This window comes from Cellulosimicrobium sp. CpK407 (assembly GCF_051844275.1).
Classification (GTDB): domain Bacteria; phylum Actinomycetota; class Actinomycetes; order Actinomycetales; family Cellulomonadaceae; genus Cellulosimicrobium; species Cellulosimicrobium cellulans_G.
In genome coordinates, this window is the sequence record NZ_JBGNYC010000071.1 from 1 (window position 1) to 17,168 (window position 17,168).

The 17,168-nt window shown below is 73.1% G+C and carries 11 protein-coding genes; 3 read left to right on the top strand and 8 right to left on the bottom strand.

The features are described from left to right. From manA to ABWU78_RS19735, 6 genes are all read right to left on the bottom strand, one after another. A partial coding sequence (gene manA, locus ABWU78_RS19710) for a mannose-6-phosphate isomerase, class I (RefSeq protein WP_253050894.1) occupies positions 1–1,166 on the bottom strand: 1,166 nt, incomplete at its 3' end. A 2-nt stretch (positions 1,167–1,168) separates the two neighbouring features. After that, the gene (locus ABWU78_RS19715) at positions 1,169–2,686 is read right to left on the bottom strand and encodes a phosphomannomutase/phosphoglucomutase (protein ID WP_439159275.1); all 1,518 of its coding nucleotides are present in this window, start codon (positions 2,684–2,686) and stop codon (positions 1,169–1,171) included. Continuing rightward, on the bottom strand, positions 2,679–3,758 hold the full coding sequence (locus tag ABWU78_RS19720) for a glycoside hydrolase family 130 protein (protein ID WP_439159276.1): 1,080 nt from the start codon (positions 3,756–3,758) through the stop codon (positions 2,679–2,681). The genes ABWU78_RS19715 and ABWU78_RS19720 overlap by 8 nt, the downstream gene beginning before the upstream one ends. Positions 3,759–3,831: 73 nt before the next feature. Further along, entirely contained in the window at positions 3,832–4,728 is an 897-nt protein-coding gene (locus tag ABWU78_RS19725) for a carbohydrate ABC transporter permease (RefSeq protein ID WP_439159277.1), read from the bottom strand. After that, complete coding sequence (locus ABWU78_RS19730; protein ID WP_439159278.1) at positions 4,728–5,699, bottom strand: carbohydrate ABC transporter permease; 972 nt, start codon at positions 5,697–5,699, stop codon at positions 4,728–4,730. The genes ABWU78_RS19725 and ABWU78_RS19730 overlap by 1 nt, the downstream gene beginning before the upstream one ends. Before the next feature lie 23 nt (positions 5,700–5,722). Then, on the bottom strand, positions 5,723–7,015 hold the full coding sequence (locus ABWU78_RS19735) for an ABC transporter substrate-binding protein (RefSeq protein ID WP_253050889.1): 1,293 nt from the start codon (positions 7,013–7,015) through the stop codon (positions 5,723–5,725). A gap of 347 nt (positions 7,016–7,362) precedes the next feature. Here ABWU78_RS19735 and ABWU78_RS19740 point away from each other — a divergent pair, with 347 nt between their 5' ends. Beyond that, entirely contained in the window at positions 7,363–8,454 is a 1,092-nt protein-coding gene (locus ABWU78_RS19740) for a LacI family DNA-binding transcriptional regulator (RefSeq protein WP_253050888.1), read from the top strand. Positions 8,455–8,476: 22 nt separating this feature from the next. Here ABWU78_RS19740 and ABWU78_RS19745 read toward each other — a convergent pair whose 3' ends face one another. Both ABWU78_RS19745 and ABWU78_RS19750 read right to left on the bottom strand, forming a co-directional pair. Then, a complete protein-coding gene (locus ABWU78_RS19745) occupies positions 8,477–10,183 on the bottom strand; it encodes an endonuclease/exonuclease/phosphatase family protein (protein ID WP_439159279.1) in 1,707 nt (568 codons plus the stop codon). Between the two features lie 124 nt (positions 10,184–10,307). Then, entirely contained in the window at positions 10,308–14,414 is a 4,107-nt protein-coding gene (locus tag ABWU78_RS19750; RefSeq protein ID WP_439159280.1) for a polysaccharide lyase family 8 super-sandwich domain-containing protein, read from the bottom strand. Between the two features lie 545 nt (positions 14,415–14,959). Here ABWU78_RS19750 and ABWU78_RS19755 point away from each other — a divergent pair. Both ABWU78_RS19755 and ABWU78_RS19760 read left to right on the top strand, forming a co-directional pair. Next, positions 14,960–16,300: a M20/M25/M40 family metallo-hydrolase gene (locus ABWU78_RS19755; RefSeq protein ID WP_253050885.1), complete on the top strand. Its 1,341-nt coding sequence runs from the start codon at positions 14,960–14,962 to the stop codon at positions 16,298–16,300. 57 nt (positions 16,301–16,357) lie between these two features. Then, the coding region (locus ABWU78_RS19760; protein WP_439159281.1) for an MFS transporter at positions 16,358–17,168 on the top strand (811 nt) is incomplete at its 3' end.

Consider the following 17,168-nt stretch of genomic DNA (forward strand, 5'->3'; position numbering starts at 1 on the left):
GCCCGCGCCACGACGGCCGTCCCGTGCCCTGAGACGACGAGCGGTCCGTCCACGTGCGGGACGAAGACGGACTCGCCGGGCAGGAGGCGTCGCGCGTCCGCCGCGACGACGCGCACCTCGCCCTCGACGCACACGACGATCCGCGGGCCGTCCTCCGGCCCCGGCAGCTCGTCGCCGGCCCGCGGGGTGGCGACGCGCAGGCCCAGGTCGGCGGCCGGCGCGACGTAGTCCACGACACCGGGCACCACGCGCACCGGACGCAGGAAGCCGGTGAGCCGCGGCGTGAAGTCCGTGATCGCCAGCAGCTCCGCCACGTCCACGTGCTTCGTCGTCAGGCCGGCGCGCAGGACGTTGTCGGACGCCGCCATCACCTCGACGGCCATGCCCCGCAGGTAGGCGTGCAGCGTCCCGGGGGCCGTGTAGAGGGCCTGGCCGGGCTCGAGCCGCTCGTGGTTCAGCAGGAGCGGAGCGAGGAGTCCGGGATCGCCGGGGAACTCCTGCGCGAGCTCGTGCACCACGGCCAGCTCCGGCCGGGCGCCCACGGCGTCGCGCGCGGTCTCGGCGACGGCCTCCACCCACGGCGCCGTGCTCTCCCGCTGGCCGAGGAGCCAGGTGAGCGCGCCCCGGTGGGCGTCGTCGCGCCGCTCACGCAGCAGCACGACGAGGGGGTCGAGCGCGGGCACCTCGAGCTCGGCGACGAGCTTCGCCGCCTGCTCCGGCTCCCGGAGCCCGCTGAGGAGCTCGAAGGGCGTGAGGGCGTACACGATCTCCGGCTTCGCGGAGCGGTCCCGGTACGTCCGCACCGGGTCGGTGCGGGGGACGCCGCGCTCGTCCTCGGTCGTGAAGCCCGCCTCGGCCTGGGCGGTCGTCGGGTGCACCTGGACCGACAGCGCGCGGGCGGCGGCGAGGATCTTGGCGAGGAACGGCAGGCGCGGGCCGGACCCGGCCAGCACGCGGGGTCCGAGCATCGCCTCGGGCTGGGACGCCACGAGCGCGTCGAGAGCGACCCGGCGTCCACCACCGTCCGCGGTGGACGGGTCGTCGGGGTGGGCTCCCATCCAGACCTCGGCGACGGGACGACCGTCGACGGGGCGGCCGAGGAGCTGCTGCACGAGCGTGGTCGAGCCCCACGGGTAGCGGCGCACGGGGTTGTCGAGGAGGTACATCGTCAGCGCCGCCCTCCCCCGACCGCCGCGCCGCCGCTCGGCGGCCCGCCGCCCTCTGCGGGCATCGTCGCGAGCGCGTCGAGGACACGGTCGCGGACCGCGCGCATCGTCCCGACGTCGGCGGCCTCGACGTTCAGCCGCAGGACGGGCTCGGTGTTCGACGCCCGCAGGTTGAGCCACCACGGGTCGTCGCCGTGCCAGCGGCGGACGGTCGTGCCGTCGAGCTCGTCGAGGTCGAGCGACGCGGCGTCGTAGGCCTCCCCGAGGACGTCGAGCACCGCGGCCGTCGCGGTCTCCGGGTCCGCCACGGCGACGTCGACCTCCCCCGAGCGCACGTACGGGTCGAGGCCACCGACCAGCTCCGAGAGCGGGCGGTCCTGCTCCGAGAGCGCTGCGAGGACGTGCATCGCGGCCAGGAGGCCCGAGTCGGCGCCGAGGAAGTCACGGAAGTAGAAGTGCCCGCTGTGCTCGCCCCCGAAGACGGCGTCCTCGGACGCCATGAGCGCCTTGATGAACGAGTGGCCCACGCGCGTGCGAACCGTCCGCACCCCTTCGGCGCCCAGGATCTCGGGCACCGCGCGCGACGTGATCGCGTTGTGCAGCACGACCGGCACGCCGCCCTCGCCCCGCACCCGGCGTGCCTCGCGGAGCCCGACGAGCGTCGTGAGCACCGAGGGGTCCACCCTCCGGCCCCGCTCGTCGACGACGAAGCACCTGTCGGCGTCGCCGTCGAACGCCAGCCCGAGGTCCGCACGCCGACGCACGACCTCCGCCTGGAGCACCGCCGTGTTCGCCGGCACGAGCGGGTTGGCCTCGTGGTGCGGGAACGACCCGTCGAGCTCGAAGAACAGCGGGACGATCCCGAGCGGGAGCGGCGGCAGGCCCGCTGCCATCCCGAGGACGGCCGGGACCGTGAGCCCTGCCATGCCGTTGCCGGCGTCGACGACCACGCGCAGCCGGCGACCACCGGAGAGGTCGACGAGCGAGCGCAGGCGTTCGGCGTAGGACCGCAGGACGTCGACGGCCTCGTGGCCGCCGCGCGGCCCGGCGTCGACGGGAGCGCCCGCGAGCAGCTCGTCGGCTCGGTCCCGGACGGCGCGCAGGCCGGTGTCCTGGCCGATCGGGCGTGCCCCGGAGAGGCACAGCTTGATGCCGTTGTACCGGGCGGGGTTGTGGCTCGCGGTGAACATCGCGCCCGCGGCGTCGAGGAGACCCGACGCGAGGTAGAGCTCGTCGGTCGAGCACAGACCGGCGTCGAGCACGTGCGCGCCGGCCTCCCGGGCGCCGTCGACGAACGCGGCCAGCAGCCCGGGGCCGCTCTCGCGCATGTCACGGGCCACCACGACCCGACGCTCCCCGTCGGCGCCCGGCCGGACGACCGTCTCCACGAAGGCCGCGCCCAGCGCGCGCACGACGTCGTCGTTCAGCTCGTCAGGGACGACACCGCGCACGTCGTACGCCTTGACGACGCGCCGGAGCGCCTCGTGCGCGGTGAGGTCCGCGGCCCGGCCCTCAACCATCGAGACGCACGAGCTCGGCGACACCGATCCGGGAGTCGGCCATGCCGTAGAAGACGAACCGGCGTCCCTGGATCTCCTCGACGGCCGTGGGGAACACGACGTTGCCGAGCGTGCCCTCCAGCTCGGCGGCGGTCTCCGGGACGAGCAGCGGCTCGGGCGTCCGGGCCAGCACCCGGCGCGGGTCGCCCGGGTCCAGGATCATCGCGCCCGCCGTGTACCGGGAACCGTGAGCCAGGGCGAAGCCGGAGAAGTCGGCGCCCGTCACTCCGTGGTGGAGGACGAGCCAGCCCTCGGGAACGCGCAGGGGTGCCGGGCCACCACCGATCTTCGACGACTCGTACGCCATCTCCGGCGTGGCGACCGGCGCAGAGCTCTCGACGTGCGTGAGTGCTCCGAGGTCGCGCGTCACGGCATCGAGGTCGACGTAGCCGATCCAGATGGACGGCCGCGGGTCGGCGACCCCGGCCGGCGGACGAGCCCCCTCGCCGGGGCGGAGCCAGTCGAGGTCCCACATCGGCCGGTGCAGCAGCGCGAGCGCGGGTCGGCCGTCGGGACCCGGGACGGCCTCGGGGAAGAACACCACGTCCTTGTTGGGGAAGAGGTTGAGGTCGGTGTCCAGCTCGGGCTGGTAGGCGAACCGCAAGGGCCCGAGCCGGCGCCACGACACGGTGTCCCGGGAGACGGCCAGCGCGGGCTTCGGGCCCAGCGGCCCGTACGCGACGTAGGTCATGACGTGGAGGTCCAGGGGCTCGACGAACGTGATCCGGGGGTCCTCGACCCCCGCGTTCTGCCGCCCGTGCTCCCAGCCCTCGTCGGGGGCGAGCACCACCCCGAGCCGCTCCACGCCCACGGGCACCCCGTCCTCGAGGACGACGCGCGCCCGACCGATGCGCGAGACGTTCCCCTCGGCCACGAGGCGGGGGTAGAGGTACAGCGTGCCGTCCGGCCCCCACGCGGTGCCGGGGTTGAGCACGCCCTCGACCTCGAGGGGCTCCCCGGGCAGGGGCGACATGATCGTCCCGAGACGACGCAGGGCGTACGGGACCGTCATGAGGGACTGAGAGTGGTTCACCTGGGTCATTTCCTAGCCTTGAGAGGTCGGGGCGGGGCCGGCGCGGTCTCGCGCCGCCCCGCACGGTGACGGGTCAGCCCTTGACGGCCGAGCCGAGGTTCGCGGACGTGAAGTGCCGCTGGAACAGCAGGAACAGGACGACGGCGGGCACCGCGAGCACGCACGCGCCCGCCAGGACCGCGCCCATCGGGTTCGCCTGGAACGACGAGTTCGCCTGCGAGAAGTTGGCGAGGCTCACCGCGAGCGGCTGCATCGACGCGTCCTTCGTCACGAGGAACGGCCACAGGAACTCGTTCCACGGACCGATGAACGTCACGAGCATCGCGGTGAGGACCGCCGGGCGGACCAGCGGCACGGCGATCGACCGCAGGATCCGCAGCTCGCTCGCGCCGTCGATGCGCGCCGCGTCGAACACGTCGCGCGGGATCTGGAGGAAGTACTGCCGGAAGATCAGGACGGCGACCGAGTTCACGGCGAACGGCAGGATCATGCCGAGGTAGTTGTCCGCGAGGTCGAAGTACCGCACGACCATGACGTAGAGCGGGATCATGAGCAGCTGGAACGGGATCGCCTGGACGAGCAGGACGAGCGCGAACACGAGCCCCTGGCCGCGGAAGGACAGCACCGACAGCGCGTACCCGACGAGCAGCCCGAACACGAGCGTGCAGCCCACGACGCCCGCCGTCATGATCAACGAGTTGAGCAGCGACCGGGCGAGGTCGATCGACTCGTTGACCCCCACGAAGTTGTCGAGGGTGATGTTCCGGGGCAGCGGGAGCAGGCCCAGGACGCTCGTGTCCCGCTCCCTCTGCAGCGCCCCGAGGAGCATGTAGTAGAACGGCACGAGCGCGAGGAACGCACCGAGCAGCAGCACCGCGAAGCGCAGCACGCGCAGCAGCCGGCCTCCGCCGGAGCCGCGGGCCCGGGTCGTGTCCCGCCGCGTGGTCGAGGTCGAGGTCGTGGAGGCCATCAGCCCTTCCTCTCCGTGAGACGGCGCGAGGCCAGCGACAGGAGCATGACCGCGAGCACGAGGATCATGCCGACCGCCGCGGCGATGTCGGGCTGCCCCTGCTGGATGCCCTTCTGGTACATGAGCAGCGCCGGGGTCATCGAGGCGCCGTTCGGTCCTCCCCCGGTGAGGAGGTACGGCTCGGTGAAGATCTGTCCGGTGGTGATGACGGAGAGCAGCACCACGAGGGAGGTCACCGGCCGTACGGCAGGGAGCGTGACGGCCCGGAACCGGCGCCAGGGCCCGGCGCCGTCCATCGCTGCCGCCTCGTGCAGCTCCTTCGGCACGTTCTGCAGCGCGGCGAGGTAGAGCAGGACGTAGAACCCGAGGTTCTTCCACGTCACGTAGACCGCGATCAGGGGCATGATCAGGCTCGGGTTCGCGAGCCAGGTCGGCTCCGGCGCGAGGCTCCCCAGGAGCCTGTTCACGACCCCGTTGCCGTTGAACATGAAGATCCACACCGCGAGCGTCGCGACGGACGCCGTGACGTACGGGACGTAGTACGAGACCCGGAAGAAGCCCTTCCAGTGCACGACGGCATCGAGGCCCGACGAGAGGAGGAGCCCGAGCACCACCGTGAGCGGCACGTTGATGAGGCCGAACACCGCGAGGTTGCCGAACGCCTGACGCACCGCCGGGTCCGCGAGGACCTGCCGGAAGTTGTCGAGCCCGACGAAGGGGTGCGGGACCTGCACGCCGGGTGCCGTGAAGAAGAAGTCGTGGAACGACATCCACACGCCGAATCCGAACGGCACGAGGAACACCACGACGACGAACGCCACGTACGGGGCGCTGAGAAGGATGCCGAGGGGGTTCTCCCCGAGCCAGCGCTGGAGTCGCCGGCCGCGGGGTCGCGACCGGTCCTGGCGCGGGCCACGGAGCGCCGTGGCCCGCGCGGACGGCTGCACGTCCTCGTCGTGAAGGGTGACCATGAGTGCGTCGCCTCGTCCTGGGCTCAGCCCGCCAGGCCGTCGATCGTCGCCGCGGCCTCGCCGAACGTCGTCTCGAGGTCGCCGGACCCCGACTGCACGGACCCGCTCCACGCGTCGCGGAAGACCTGCATCTTCTCGGCGAGCCCGTCCACCGTCGGGACGTCGACGGCGAGCGGCACGGACGCCGCGAACGGCTCGAAGAAGGTGTTCTCCGCCAGGAAGTCGGCCGCGAGCTCGGGCACGTCCGTGCGGGTCGGGAACTGGCCGGTGATCTCGAGGAGCGCGAGGTCGTTCTCGTCGTTCGTCGCGAACTTGAGGAAGTCCCACGCGGTCTGCTGGTTCTTGCACGAGGAGTAGAGGCCGACGTTCTTCGAGTCCGCGAACGTCGACGTCTCGTCGGCGGGCACGCCGTCGGCGGTCGGGAGCGGGACGACGCCGAAGTCGACCTTGCCGTCGAACTGCCCCTTGCCCCACGGGCCGGCGACGCCCATGGCGGCGACACCGTCGGCGAACGGACCGGCCCACATGTCCCCGCTGTACGCCTCCGCGGACGAGAAGCCCTCCGCGTAGAGCGTCTGCCAGAAGCCGAGAGTCTCCAGGCCCTCGTCGCTCGTGAACGTCGCCCGACCGTCCTCGATGAGCTGCGTGCCGCCGGAGTTGGCGAGGAAGAACGGGTAGAAGTCGAAGTTGACGTTCGTGTAGTCCGCGGTCGCCGGCGGATAGATCGCGAAGTCGGCCGCCCCGGCGTCCTTGATCGCCTGCGCCGCCGCCAGCACGTCGTCGTACGTCTCGAGCTGCGGGTCCTCGGCGTCCAAGCCGGCGGCCGCGAACACGTCCTTGTTGTAGTACAGCATGAAGGGGTTCGTCTTCCAGGGAAGCTGGTACAGGTCCCCGTCGGCGCTGCGGAACCCGTCCGCCGCGGCGCCCGAACGACCCGTGACGTAGTCCTCCGCGTCGTCGAACGTCGTCGACAGGTTCACCAGGCCACCCTGCTTCTGGAACGCGGGCACGGCGGCCGGGGCCGTGTTGAACACGAGGCACGGCGTGTTCCCCGCCGTGATCGAGGCGGCGATGACGTCCTCGGACGAGCTGCCCGCGGGGATCGCCTGTGCGCTCACCTTCTGGTCCGGGTGCTCGGCGTTCCACGCCTCGACCACCTGCTCGCCCCAGGCGACCTCCTGCTCGTTGGTCGAGTACCAGACGTCGATCGGTCCGCTCGTGAGACCTCCTTCGGACCCGCCGGTACCGCCGTCGCCGCCCGATCCGCACGCCGCGAGCGGCAGGACCACCGCAGCCGTCGTCGCCAGCGCTGTCATCCGTGCGCCACGCTTCATTGCGCCCAACTCCTCATCCGGGCTCGTCACCCGCTCGTCGCTCTGGCCCCCGCCCCTCGGTCCCCCGCACGGCGGCCCGCCGACGCCGTCGTCCTGACGGCGTCGACGCGATGATTAAACCGGTTTGAACAACGCGCGTCAAGATCACCCGGACAACCGGGCGGCGCAAGCAGTCACGGCGGGCCCCTGCCCGCGGTCGATCCCCGCGGATGCCCGGACTTGCAGCGCTCAGCGCGCCTCTCAGCCGCGATACGGTCGACGTCCGCCCCGACGAGAGCGCGCGCGACGGCTACTAAACAGAGGGTCAAACCGTGCGCTATCCTGACGAGGTGAACGCAGCGGAGCACTCGACCCTCACCCCCGGCGACCGGACCACCCGGACGGTCGGCGCCAAGCGCGTGACGATCGGTGACGTCGCGGCCCGCGCCGGGGTCTCGAAGAGCGCCGTCTCGTTCGTGTTCAACAACCGACCCGGCGTCAGCGCAGCGGCACGCGAGCGCATCCTGCGCGCCGCCGACGACCTCGGCTGGCAGCCCAGCGCCCGTGCGCGCGCTCTCTCCCGGTCGCGCACGCAGGCCGTGGGCCTCGTGATCCGGCGGGAGCCCGAGCTCCTCGCCACCGACCCCTTCTTCCCGCTCTTCATGGCGGGCGTCGAGATCGGCCTGTCCGAGCAGAACTACTCGCTGGTCCTCCAGGTGGTCAAGGACCAGCACGGCGAGCGCGACGCCTACGAGCGGCTCGCGCGCGAGTCGCGCGTCGACGGCGTGTTCCTCACCGACGTCCGGGCCGGGGACACCCGCCCCCGGGACGTCGGCGCGCTCGGGCTGAGCGTCGTCGTCGTCGCGCCCGAGGAAGCGGACACCGAGGCGGACGTCGTCATCGGGATGGACGACGCAGCCGGGGTCCGCCGCGCGGTCCACCACCTGCACTCGCTCGGCCACCGGCACATCGGCCACGTCATGGGTGTGCCGGGCTACGTCCACACCGAGGCGCGGCGCCGAGCCTGGGAGGACACGCTCGACGAGCTCGGTCTGCCCGTGGGCCCCGTCGTGACCGCCGACTTCACGGGCAGCTCCGGCGCGCGCGCGACGCACGAGCTCCTCGACCTGCCGCGGCCCCCGAGCGCGATCGTCTACGGCAACGACCTCATGGCGATCGCCGGGATCTCCGCGGCCACCGACCGCGGCATCCGTGTCCCGGAGGACCTCTCGGTCGTCGGCTTCGACGACATCCCGCTCGCCCCGTACATCGTGCCGCCGCTGACGACGGTCCGGCAGAACGTGGTCGCCTGGGGCACGGCCGCGGCCCAGACGCTGGTGGCGCTCGTCGAGGGGAAGGAACCGCCGGAGATCCGGTTGCCGTCCGTCGAGTTCGTCGTGCGGGGCAGCACCGGGCCGACGCGGCACCGGCGCCCGTCCTGAGACGGGCGCCGGTGGGCGCGGGTCAGCCGCAGCTCTTCGCCGCGTACTCCTCCTGAACCGTCACCGGTGCCCGACCGGCCACGGTCGCCGTGACCGTCGCGGTGCCGGCGTCGGCCCGTGCGGCCCGCGTGCTGAACGACTGGTACGCATGGCGTCCCGGCGCGACGTCCGCGCCGGCGCGCTCGCCGAACGCGGTCGACAGCACGACGGCCGCCGCGGCGTCGCCCGTGTTCGTCGCCCGTACCGCCACGTGCGCGGTTCCGGCCATGCACCGCACGACCGCCTCGACCTCCGGCGCCCCGCTCGGCAGGCACGCCTCGTCGCAGACCCGCAGCGACGCCAGGACGGCCTTGTGGTCGGAAGGCCAGACGGCGTCCGGCGTGAGGATCACGTCGGCGCTGTCGTCGTCGACGCGCTCGTCGCGCACGATCGTCGACTGCGGACCCACGACCTGGGCGCCGTGAACCGCCACGCGGTCGTCGGGTGCCACGAAGACGTAGTCGATCCGGTCCCGCTCGTCGGCCTCCGGCGCCCACGTCAGCTCCGACGTGGGGAACAGCGTGTTGTCCGCGGGCCACGTGAAGCCCGGGTTCGACACGGGGTCGGGGTGGACCTCGCGGAACACGTCCACGAGACCGCCGTCGAGCAGGGTCTGCGTCGTCTGCCACGGGACGACGACGCCGTGGTGGTCGAACAGGTCAGCCGTCGCCTCGGTCCAGTCCTGCGCCGACGGCTCGTTGAAGTCGCCGCCCACGACGACCAGGCGACCGGCCGCGCGCTCCGCCCGGACGTCGTCGAGGAGCGCGGCCGCGGACGCCGGGCGACCCGACTGGAGGTTCGCCGCGAGGATCGCGCCGACGTCCGTCACGGGCGCGTCGAGCCGGTCCCACGTGCCCCATCCGGCCGGCCAGTCGCCGAGGACCGCTCCGCCGTACCCGCGCGGCAGGTACGTCGTGTACCAGCGGTACTCGAGGTGACCGCCGTACGCCACCACCTCTGTGCCGTTGACGTCGAGCACGGCCTTCGACCACCGGTCGCCGACCGTCCCGGTCTCGAGGATCGGGTAGCGCGACACGATGCCGGTGCCGGTCGCGAGAAGATGGTCGTACCCCAGGAGCGCCGCCACGTCCGCCGGGGTGTCGTTGCGTTCCGGCATGAACGTCACGTCCGCATCGGTCTCCCGGAGGACGTCGGCGATCTCGCGCGCCCCGTCCGGGATCTGCGAGCCACCGTGCCACAGGTTGAAGGTGAGCACGTTCAGCTCGCTGACGCCGTCGACCTCAGGCTTGGGCTCGGCGGGCTCGACCGGCCGCACCGCCTCCACGGTCAGGTCGACCGGCCCGGCGAGCACGTCGTACCCGTCGTCGGCGAGCAGGTAGACGTCGTAGTCACCCGGACCGATCGACGCGGCCCCGCGCGTCCAGCCCGCGCGGTGCTGCGGGCCCCAGGTCACGCTGCCGGACGCGTCCGGCACGTAGCGCCAGTCGAGCGAGGGCGGCCCGCCCGGCAGCACGCCGTCGCGGTAGACGCCGAGCCAGTTCTTCGCGCCGACCGCCGCGCCGGCGGCATAGGTGATCGTCACGGACCCGTCGGCCGTGATCCGCGGCGTGTCGAGGCGGAGCGAGGGCTCGGTCGTCGCCGCGGCCGGGGCGACGGCGAGCGCCACGAGGGCAGCGCCGGCGACCGCCGCCGTGGCTCGGCGACGGAGTCGTGTCAGGTGGGGAAGCATCGGTGGTTCCTCTCGGGACGGGTGACCGCGACGACGCGGTCAGGGATCTCTGACGGAGCGGACCGGGCCGTCGCGGCGGTGTCCTCCGACGCCGCCACGACGGCCCGGCTGCGGCCGCCGCGGCTCAGCCGCAGCGCTTGGCCTCGTACGGTGCCTGGACCGTCACCGGCTCGCGACCGGGTGCGGTGGCCGTGATGCTCACCGCTCCGGCGTCCACCACGGCCGCTCGGGAGCTGAACGACTGGTAGGCGTTCCCTCCCGGCGCGACCGCGGCGTACGTCCGGTCGCCGAACGGTGTCGACAGCACGATCGCCGCTGTCTGCTCGTCCGTGTTCGTCGCGCGCACCGCCACGTAGGCCGTGCCGGCCAGGCAGCGCGCCGTCACCTCGACGGTCGGCGCCGTGGTCACCGGCGCCCGCTCCACGAGACCCTCGAGCGCCGCCGCGAGGGCCGCCGTCCTCTCGTCGACGTCGCCCTGGGTCGCGCCCTCCGCGCGGGCCACCTCCTTCGCTGCCTCGAGCGCGGGCAGCAGGGGCGCCCAGCTCTCGGGCGTGTACTGCCTGCTGTCCAGCGCGTCGGCCTGCGCGACGAGCCGGTCGAGCTCAGCCGTGTCGACCGCGACGACCACGTCGCACCACGCGATCTCGTCACCCTTCGCGTGCGTGACCAGGACGGCGGTCCTCCCGGCCTGGCCGGTGGCCAGGTCGAGCTCCACGCGCCCGTCGCGGACGCGGGGGTCGCCCACGACCGACGCCACCGACTCGTCGAGCGAGAACGCGATGAACTCGTCGTCCGGTTCGAGGGGCGTGACGCTGGCCGTCGCCACCGCGCTGGACGCGGGATCCGCGGCCACGGGCGACGCGTCGCACTGCAGGTTGTACCCGCCGTACACCTCGAGCTCGAAGATCGAGAGCCCGTACTTCGTGACGGGCAGGCCGATCACCCGGACGTAGCGCACGTCGGACTCGGGCAGGTCCACGACGTTCCGCAGCTCTGCCGAGGTCTTCTCGACCCGGGCCAGCTGCTCCCAGGTCCGGCCGTCGAGCGACCCTTCGACGCGGAAGTCGTTCGACGTCGCCGCCTCCCAGGTGACGACGACCTGGTTGATGCTGCGGGTTCCCTCGAGGTCGACCTGGAGCCAGCGCTCGATCGTGTACGGCGCGTCCTGGCGCTGGGAGGACCAGCGCGTCGTGAGGTTGCCGTCGTTGGCGTTGCGGGCGCCGGCGGTCGCGTTGTAGGTCGAGTCGGCCTGGACCGGCCGGGCGAGGGCCAGGTTCCCCCGGCCCGCCGGCACGGTCGGCGCGTCGACGACCAGGTCGTCGGCGAACACCTCGAGCTCCCACAGCGAGACGCCGTACTGGGTCGTGCTGCGCTGGACCGTCTGCATGCGCACGTAGCGCGCCCGCTCGTCGACCGCGACGGCGTCCGTCCCCCCGTCGCTGCCCGCGCCCGTCGTGGCGTAGGCGTCGCGCCAGGCGGTGCCGTCGTCGGAGACCTGGATGCGGTACTGGCGGGCGAAGGATGCCTCCCACCACAGCCGCACGGCGCCGATCTGCTGCACGGAGCCGAGGTCGACCTGCGCCCAGGCGCTGTCCGAGAGGTTCCCGCTCCAGCGGGTGTCCATGTTGCCGTCCGTGATGCTCGCGGCGGCCCCGCCCGACGAGCCGGAGGCGGTCACCGGCCGACCGAGGGCGAGGTTCACGCTCGAGTCGACGTCGAGCTCCCGGACGGCGTACCCGTCGTCGCCGGGACCCTCCAGCAGCACGAGGCGGACGAAGGCGGCCGCGGTCGGGGTCAGTTCGAGCCGGGTGCGACCCCCGGCACCGTCCTGGACGAACCGGTGGTCCGTCCAGGTCGCGCCGTCGAGCGACGTCTGCAGCAGGAAGCGCGACGCGTGCTGGTCGCCCCACGACACCGTGGCGCCGGTGACGAACGCCCCCGGCGCGAGACGCCTCGTCAGCCACGCCGTCCCGTCTCCGTCGGAGCGCCAGGCCGTGGCGTCGTCCCCGTCGCCCGCGAGCGCCGCGCCGTGCCCCTCCAGCGCGCTGCTCGCGGTGAGGTCCGAGTCCGTCCCGGCGTCCGACGAGAGGGGCGCCGTGACGGTCTTGCCCAGGCTCGCGCCGGAACCCAGGGCGAACGTGCCGCGGTGCTCGCCGTCCGGACCGCCGAGCACGACGGAGACGACGAGGCCCGGCCGGTCGGGGTTCGCGACGCTCGCCACCGGGACCTCGCCCGACTCGTCCACGAGGACGATCGCGGGCTGGTTCACCTCGAGCGTCCGGCCGGCACCGAGATCGAGGCTCCCGGCCTGGTAGAACGTCGCCATCGTGCGCCGGAGCCCGGCGTGCCGCACCGCCTGCACCGCGGCGTCGTTGCGGAGCACCTGGACGGCGGGCGCCGCGGCATAGGCCTCGACCTCCTGCGGGGAGGCGGCGGGGAGCACCACGTACTCGTAGCCGGCGTCGCTCGGACGCACGCCGTGGTCCACGTAGAGCGTGAAGGCGTCCCGGCTCACCGGGTCCTGACCGACCCAGCTCCCCGTCTGCGCCGTGTTCGAGACGAGCACTCGCTGACCGGCCGGGAAGACGTAGCCGACCTCGTCGTTGTAGGCCCACGACGGACCCTCGAGCGCAGCGCCCACGGTCCCCGGAGCGACGGGTCGGCCGTCGGCCGAGGCGTTGTCCTTCGCCACGGCCTGGTTCACCGTCGTGTGCACCGGCGCGTCGGACTCCGAACGGATACCGGCGCCGAGCGCGACCATCTCGTCGTCGAGGTAGAAGTAGCTCTTCCTGCCCTGGGTGTCGGCACGGTCGAGGCTGTGCACGCTCACTCCGTAGGTGCCGTCCGAGACGCCGCCCGTGAAGCTGCCTCCGTTGCCCGTCCGGCCGGCCGTGCCACGCGTCTGCTCCTTGACGTAGGGAGCGGTGACGCCGGGGTAGTGGAACCAGTCGAACGCCGGACCGAGGTCGACGTACTCCCGGTTGGTCACCTGGATCGCTGTGGCGCCCGCCGCGTTCCACACGATCTCGTTGCCGACCTCCGGGCGGAAGGTGGAGCGGTACTCGCTGCCGACGGTGCGGCTCGAGTTGAGCCGCGTGAAGATCCCGTACCCGTCGCGCAGGTGGGACGAGAACTCCGACCGCCAGAAGTACTTGTTCCCGGTGACACCGTTGGTCCGGGTCGTGCCCCTGATGCTGTCGATCAGCTCCTGGTAGTCGGTCGCGTACAGCGGGTCCGTGCGCTCCATCTTGGTGAGCGGCTCGAGGAACTCGGCGGCGTACCCCGTGACGCCGCCGACGGTCTTCGGCTCTCGATAGCCGAGGTACAGCATGCCGACCTCGCCGCGGATCATCCACCGCGTGCCGTTGACGACGTAGAACGCGATCGTGTCCAGGTGCTCCCGGGTGAACGCGAGACCCGTGCCGCGCGCCGCGTCGGCCCACAGCGCCACGTTGGTGAAGAGCGCCATGCCGTACCCCTCGCTGTACAGCTGCGCCCCGTGCGCCCAGAAGCTCCCGTCGGGCTGCACCGCCTCGTTGGTCGCCCCGGAGCGGTCGACGGCGACGGTCTGGACCATGGTGTCGAAGCCGGACACGATCTTCTCGTGGTCACGGGTCGCGAGCGCCTCGAAGAGGTAGTTCGTCGTGCGCCACGCACCGTTGGCGCCGACCGGGTCGAGCCTGCCGGTGTTGTGCTCGAGCGCGACGGCCTTCGCCTCGGGGCTCAGCTCGTCGCCGAGGAAGACGGTGAGACGCCCCATCGCCATGGACTCGCCGATCTCGGTCTCCCACCAGTTCGTGTTGCCCGGGTCGACCGCGTCCCAGTGCACGAGTGCGCGCTCGACCGCGGCGAGGACGGCGGGGTCCTCGAAGCCCGCGGCGTCCGGGTCGCGGTAGGCCTGGGCGAGCGCGAGCATCCGGTAGAGCGCGATGTACGCGGACCAGGTCGCACCGTTCGCGGAGCTCGTCCGGTCCGCGTAGTCGACGTCCGGCCACGATCCGTCGGTACCCTGCGACGCGACGTAGTCGAGAGCCTCGGAGGTACGTGCCAGGTAGATGCCGTTCGCGATGATGACGTCGTCGCCCTGCCCCAGGTAGTACTCCCGGAGGCGCGACGTGATCGTGTCGACGTCGTCGCCGGGCGGCGCCGCGCCCGCGGGCGCGACGACGAGTCCGACAGCGCTCAGCACGAGTGCCAGGAAGGCGGAGATCAGGGCTCTGACGCTTCTCATGGGGTGCTCCCTTGTGGTGGTTCGTGGCGCGCGCACGGGGCGGTCGGGACGGCGCAGGCCGACGTCGGTCGTCGTCCGTCGGGAGCAGCGCGGGACGGGTCGCCTCTCGGCACGGGCGCCGACGGCGGTGCCGGACTTCTGACGCGTCATCGCGCAGGTGCTCCTTCACGGTGAGGCGGCCCGTGCCGCCTCCGACGGACGGTTCGACCGCCTGGCGAGGCGCCAGGCGGGCCGCGTCCTGCCTCGCCTCCTGTGGCGAGGTCGCCGGCCGCGCGCCCACGGGTGACGCCTCCCTGCGCCGACGGTGACGTGGCGCTAGTAAACCGGTTCTTGACAGCGCAGTCAAGATGGCACCTGCCCCTTCGGCACACGTGGCGAGGCGGAATCCGCCCGGAACTCCCTGCCTCGGCGCAATGCGCCGCATGCCCCGTGGCTGCCTTCTCCCCAGAGTCACCACGTCTGACTAAATCGGTACAGGAGTCATGGGCCACGGCACGGAGATCCCCCGTCGCCCGCTCGTGACGTCGAGTCTCTAGGGTGGGGCCATGACGACCGCGCCCGTGACCCCTCGGCCCGGTGCCGACGAGCGCCTCTCCCGGCTCATCCGGATCCCCACGGTGTCCGCCGAGCTGGAGGAGCGAGGGCTCGCGCCCTTCGACGAGCTCGTCGACCTCCTGCCCGAGCTCTACCCCCTGGTCCACGAGCACCTCGACCGCGAGCGCATCACCGACCTCGGGCTGCTCTACCGGTGGCGCGGCCGGTCCGACGAGGCGCCGCTCGTGCTCATGGCGCACTACGACGTCGTCCCGGTGGACGAGAGCGACGCCTGGACGTACCCGCCCTTCGAGGGGCGCGTCGCCGACGGCTGGGTCCACGGGCGCGGCGCGCTCGACGACAAGGGGCCCCTCGTCGTCGTGCTCGAGGCCGTCGAGAACCTGCTGGCCGCGGGCTTCACGCCCGCGCGGGACGTCTACCTGTCGTTCGGCGGCAACGAGGAGTCGTACGGGGCCGCCGCCGCGGCGATCGCGACGACGCTGCGCGACCGCGGCGTGGTCCCGTGGCTCGTGCTCGACGAGGGCGGCGCGGTCACGGACTCCCCGCTCCCCCTCGTCCCCGGGAGCGCGGCGATGATCGGCGTCGGCGAGAAGGGCGTGCTGACGCTCCGCCTCACCGCGCGCGGCGAGGGCGGGCACGCGTCGGCCCCGCCCACGACGACGGCGGTCCGGCGGGTCGCGCGCGCCGTCGAGCGCCTCGGTCCGCGCACCTTCCCCGCCCGCACGCCAGTCGCGATCTCGCGCATGCTCCGCCTCTTCTCGGACCGCGCGACCGGCCCCGCGCGGGCGGCCCTGCGCACCCTCGCCGCGGCACCGCCCGCCGCGGCGCAGGCCTTCGCCGCGATGGGCGGCGAGGCCGCCGCGATCGTCCGCACGACCGTCGCGCCGACGATGCTCTCCGGGGGCACGGCCGCGAACGTCCTGCCGTCGCAGGCGTCCGCGACCGTCAACCTGCGGATCGCGCTCGGCGAGACCGTCGCGGGCACCGTCGAGCGCGTCCGCCGGCGCGTGGCCGACCCGCAGGTCGAGATCGAGGTCGTCGAGGCCAGCGAGCCGTCCCCGGAGTCCCCCGTGGACGACGAGCGGTTCGCGCTCCTCGCGGCGTGCGTCGGCGTCTCGCACCCCGACGCGCTCCCCGCCCCGTACATCACGATGCAGGCGACCGACGCGCGGCACTTCCACCGGTTCTCGCCCGCCGTGTACCGGTTCGCGCCGCTCGCGATGTCCGCCGAGCTGCGCGCCACCATCCACGGCGTCGACGAGCGCGTCGAGGTCGCCGAGCTCGCGCGGGGCGAGCGGTTCCACCGCGCGCTCCTCGAGCGGCTACCCTGACGCTCCCCACCTCCGGGGCGCGCGACGACGCGCGCCTCCCCACGCAAAGGAGCAGCGATGGCTCGCTCGCTCACCGGGCGCCTCGCGGGTTCGACCCTCGCCGGCGTCGTCGGGTTCCTCGCCTTCGTCGAGCTGACGAGCGGCGTCCTCCAGGGCTACTACACGCCGATGCTCACGGACATCGCGCGGCACCTCGGCGTGCACGACGCCGACGTGAACTGGCTCGAGGGCTCGCAGCTCATGCTGTCCGCGCTCGTCGTGCCCGCGCTGGCCAAGCTCGGCGACATGGTCGGGCACCGTCGCATCCTCCTGTGGTCGACGGCGGTCACCGCGGCCGCGTCGCTCGTCCTGCCGTTCACCGACTCGTTCGCGGTGTTCCTCGTGGCGTGGGCCGTGCAGGGGTTCTACGTCGTGTGGCTGCCGCTGGAGATCGCGCTCGTCTGGTCGCGCGCCCGACGCCTGGCGAACCCCGCGGCCGTCACCGCGCGGGCCGCGGGCGTCCTCGTCGCGGCGCTGGAGACCGGCGCGATCGTCGGCGCGCTCGCGGGCGGGGCGCTGGTCGACGCGCTGCCGCTGCGCGTCGTGCTCCTCGTCCCGGCGCTGCTCGTCGTCGTGTGCTTCGTCGTCGTGCTGCTCGGCGTGCAGGAGTCGCCCGACCCCGCGGGCGGGCGCTTCGACACCGTCGGCCTCGTGCTCGTCTCGCTCGCGCTCCTCGCGCTGACCGGCGGCCTCAGCCTGCTGCGCCTCGAGGGCGTCGCCGCGGTCGCACCCTGGGCGCTCGTGCTGCTCGGCGCCGCGCTGCTGTGGCCGTTCGCCCGGTGGGAGCTGCGCCAGGACGACCCGCTCGTCGACGTGCGCATGTTCCGCT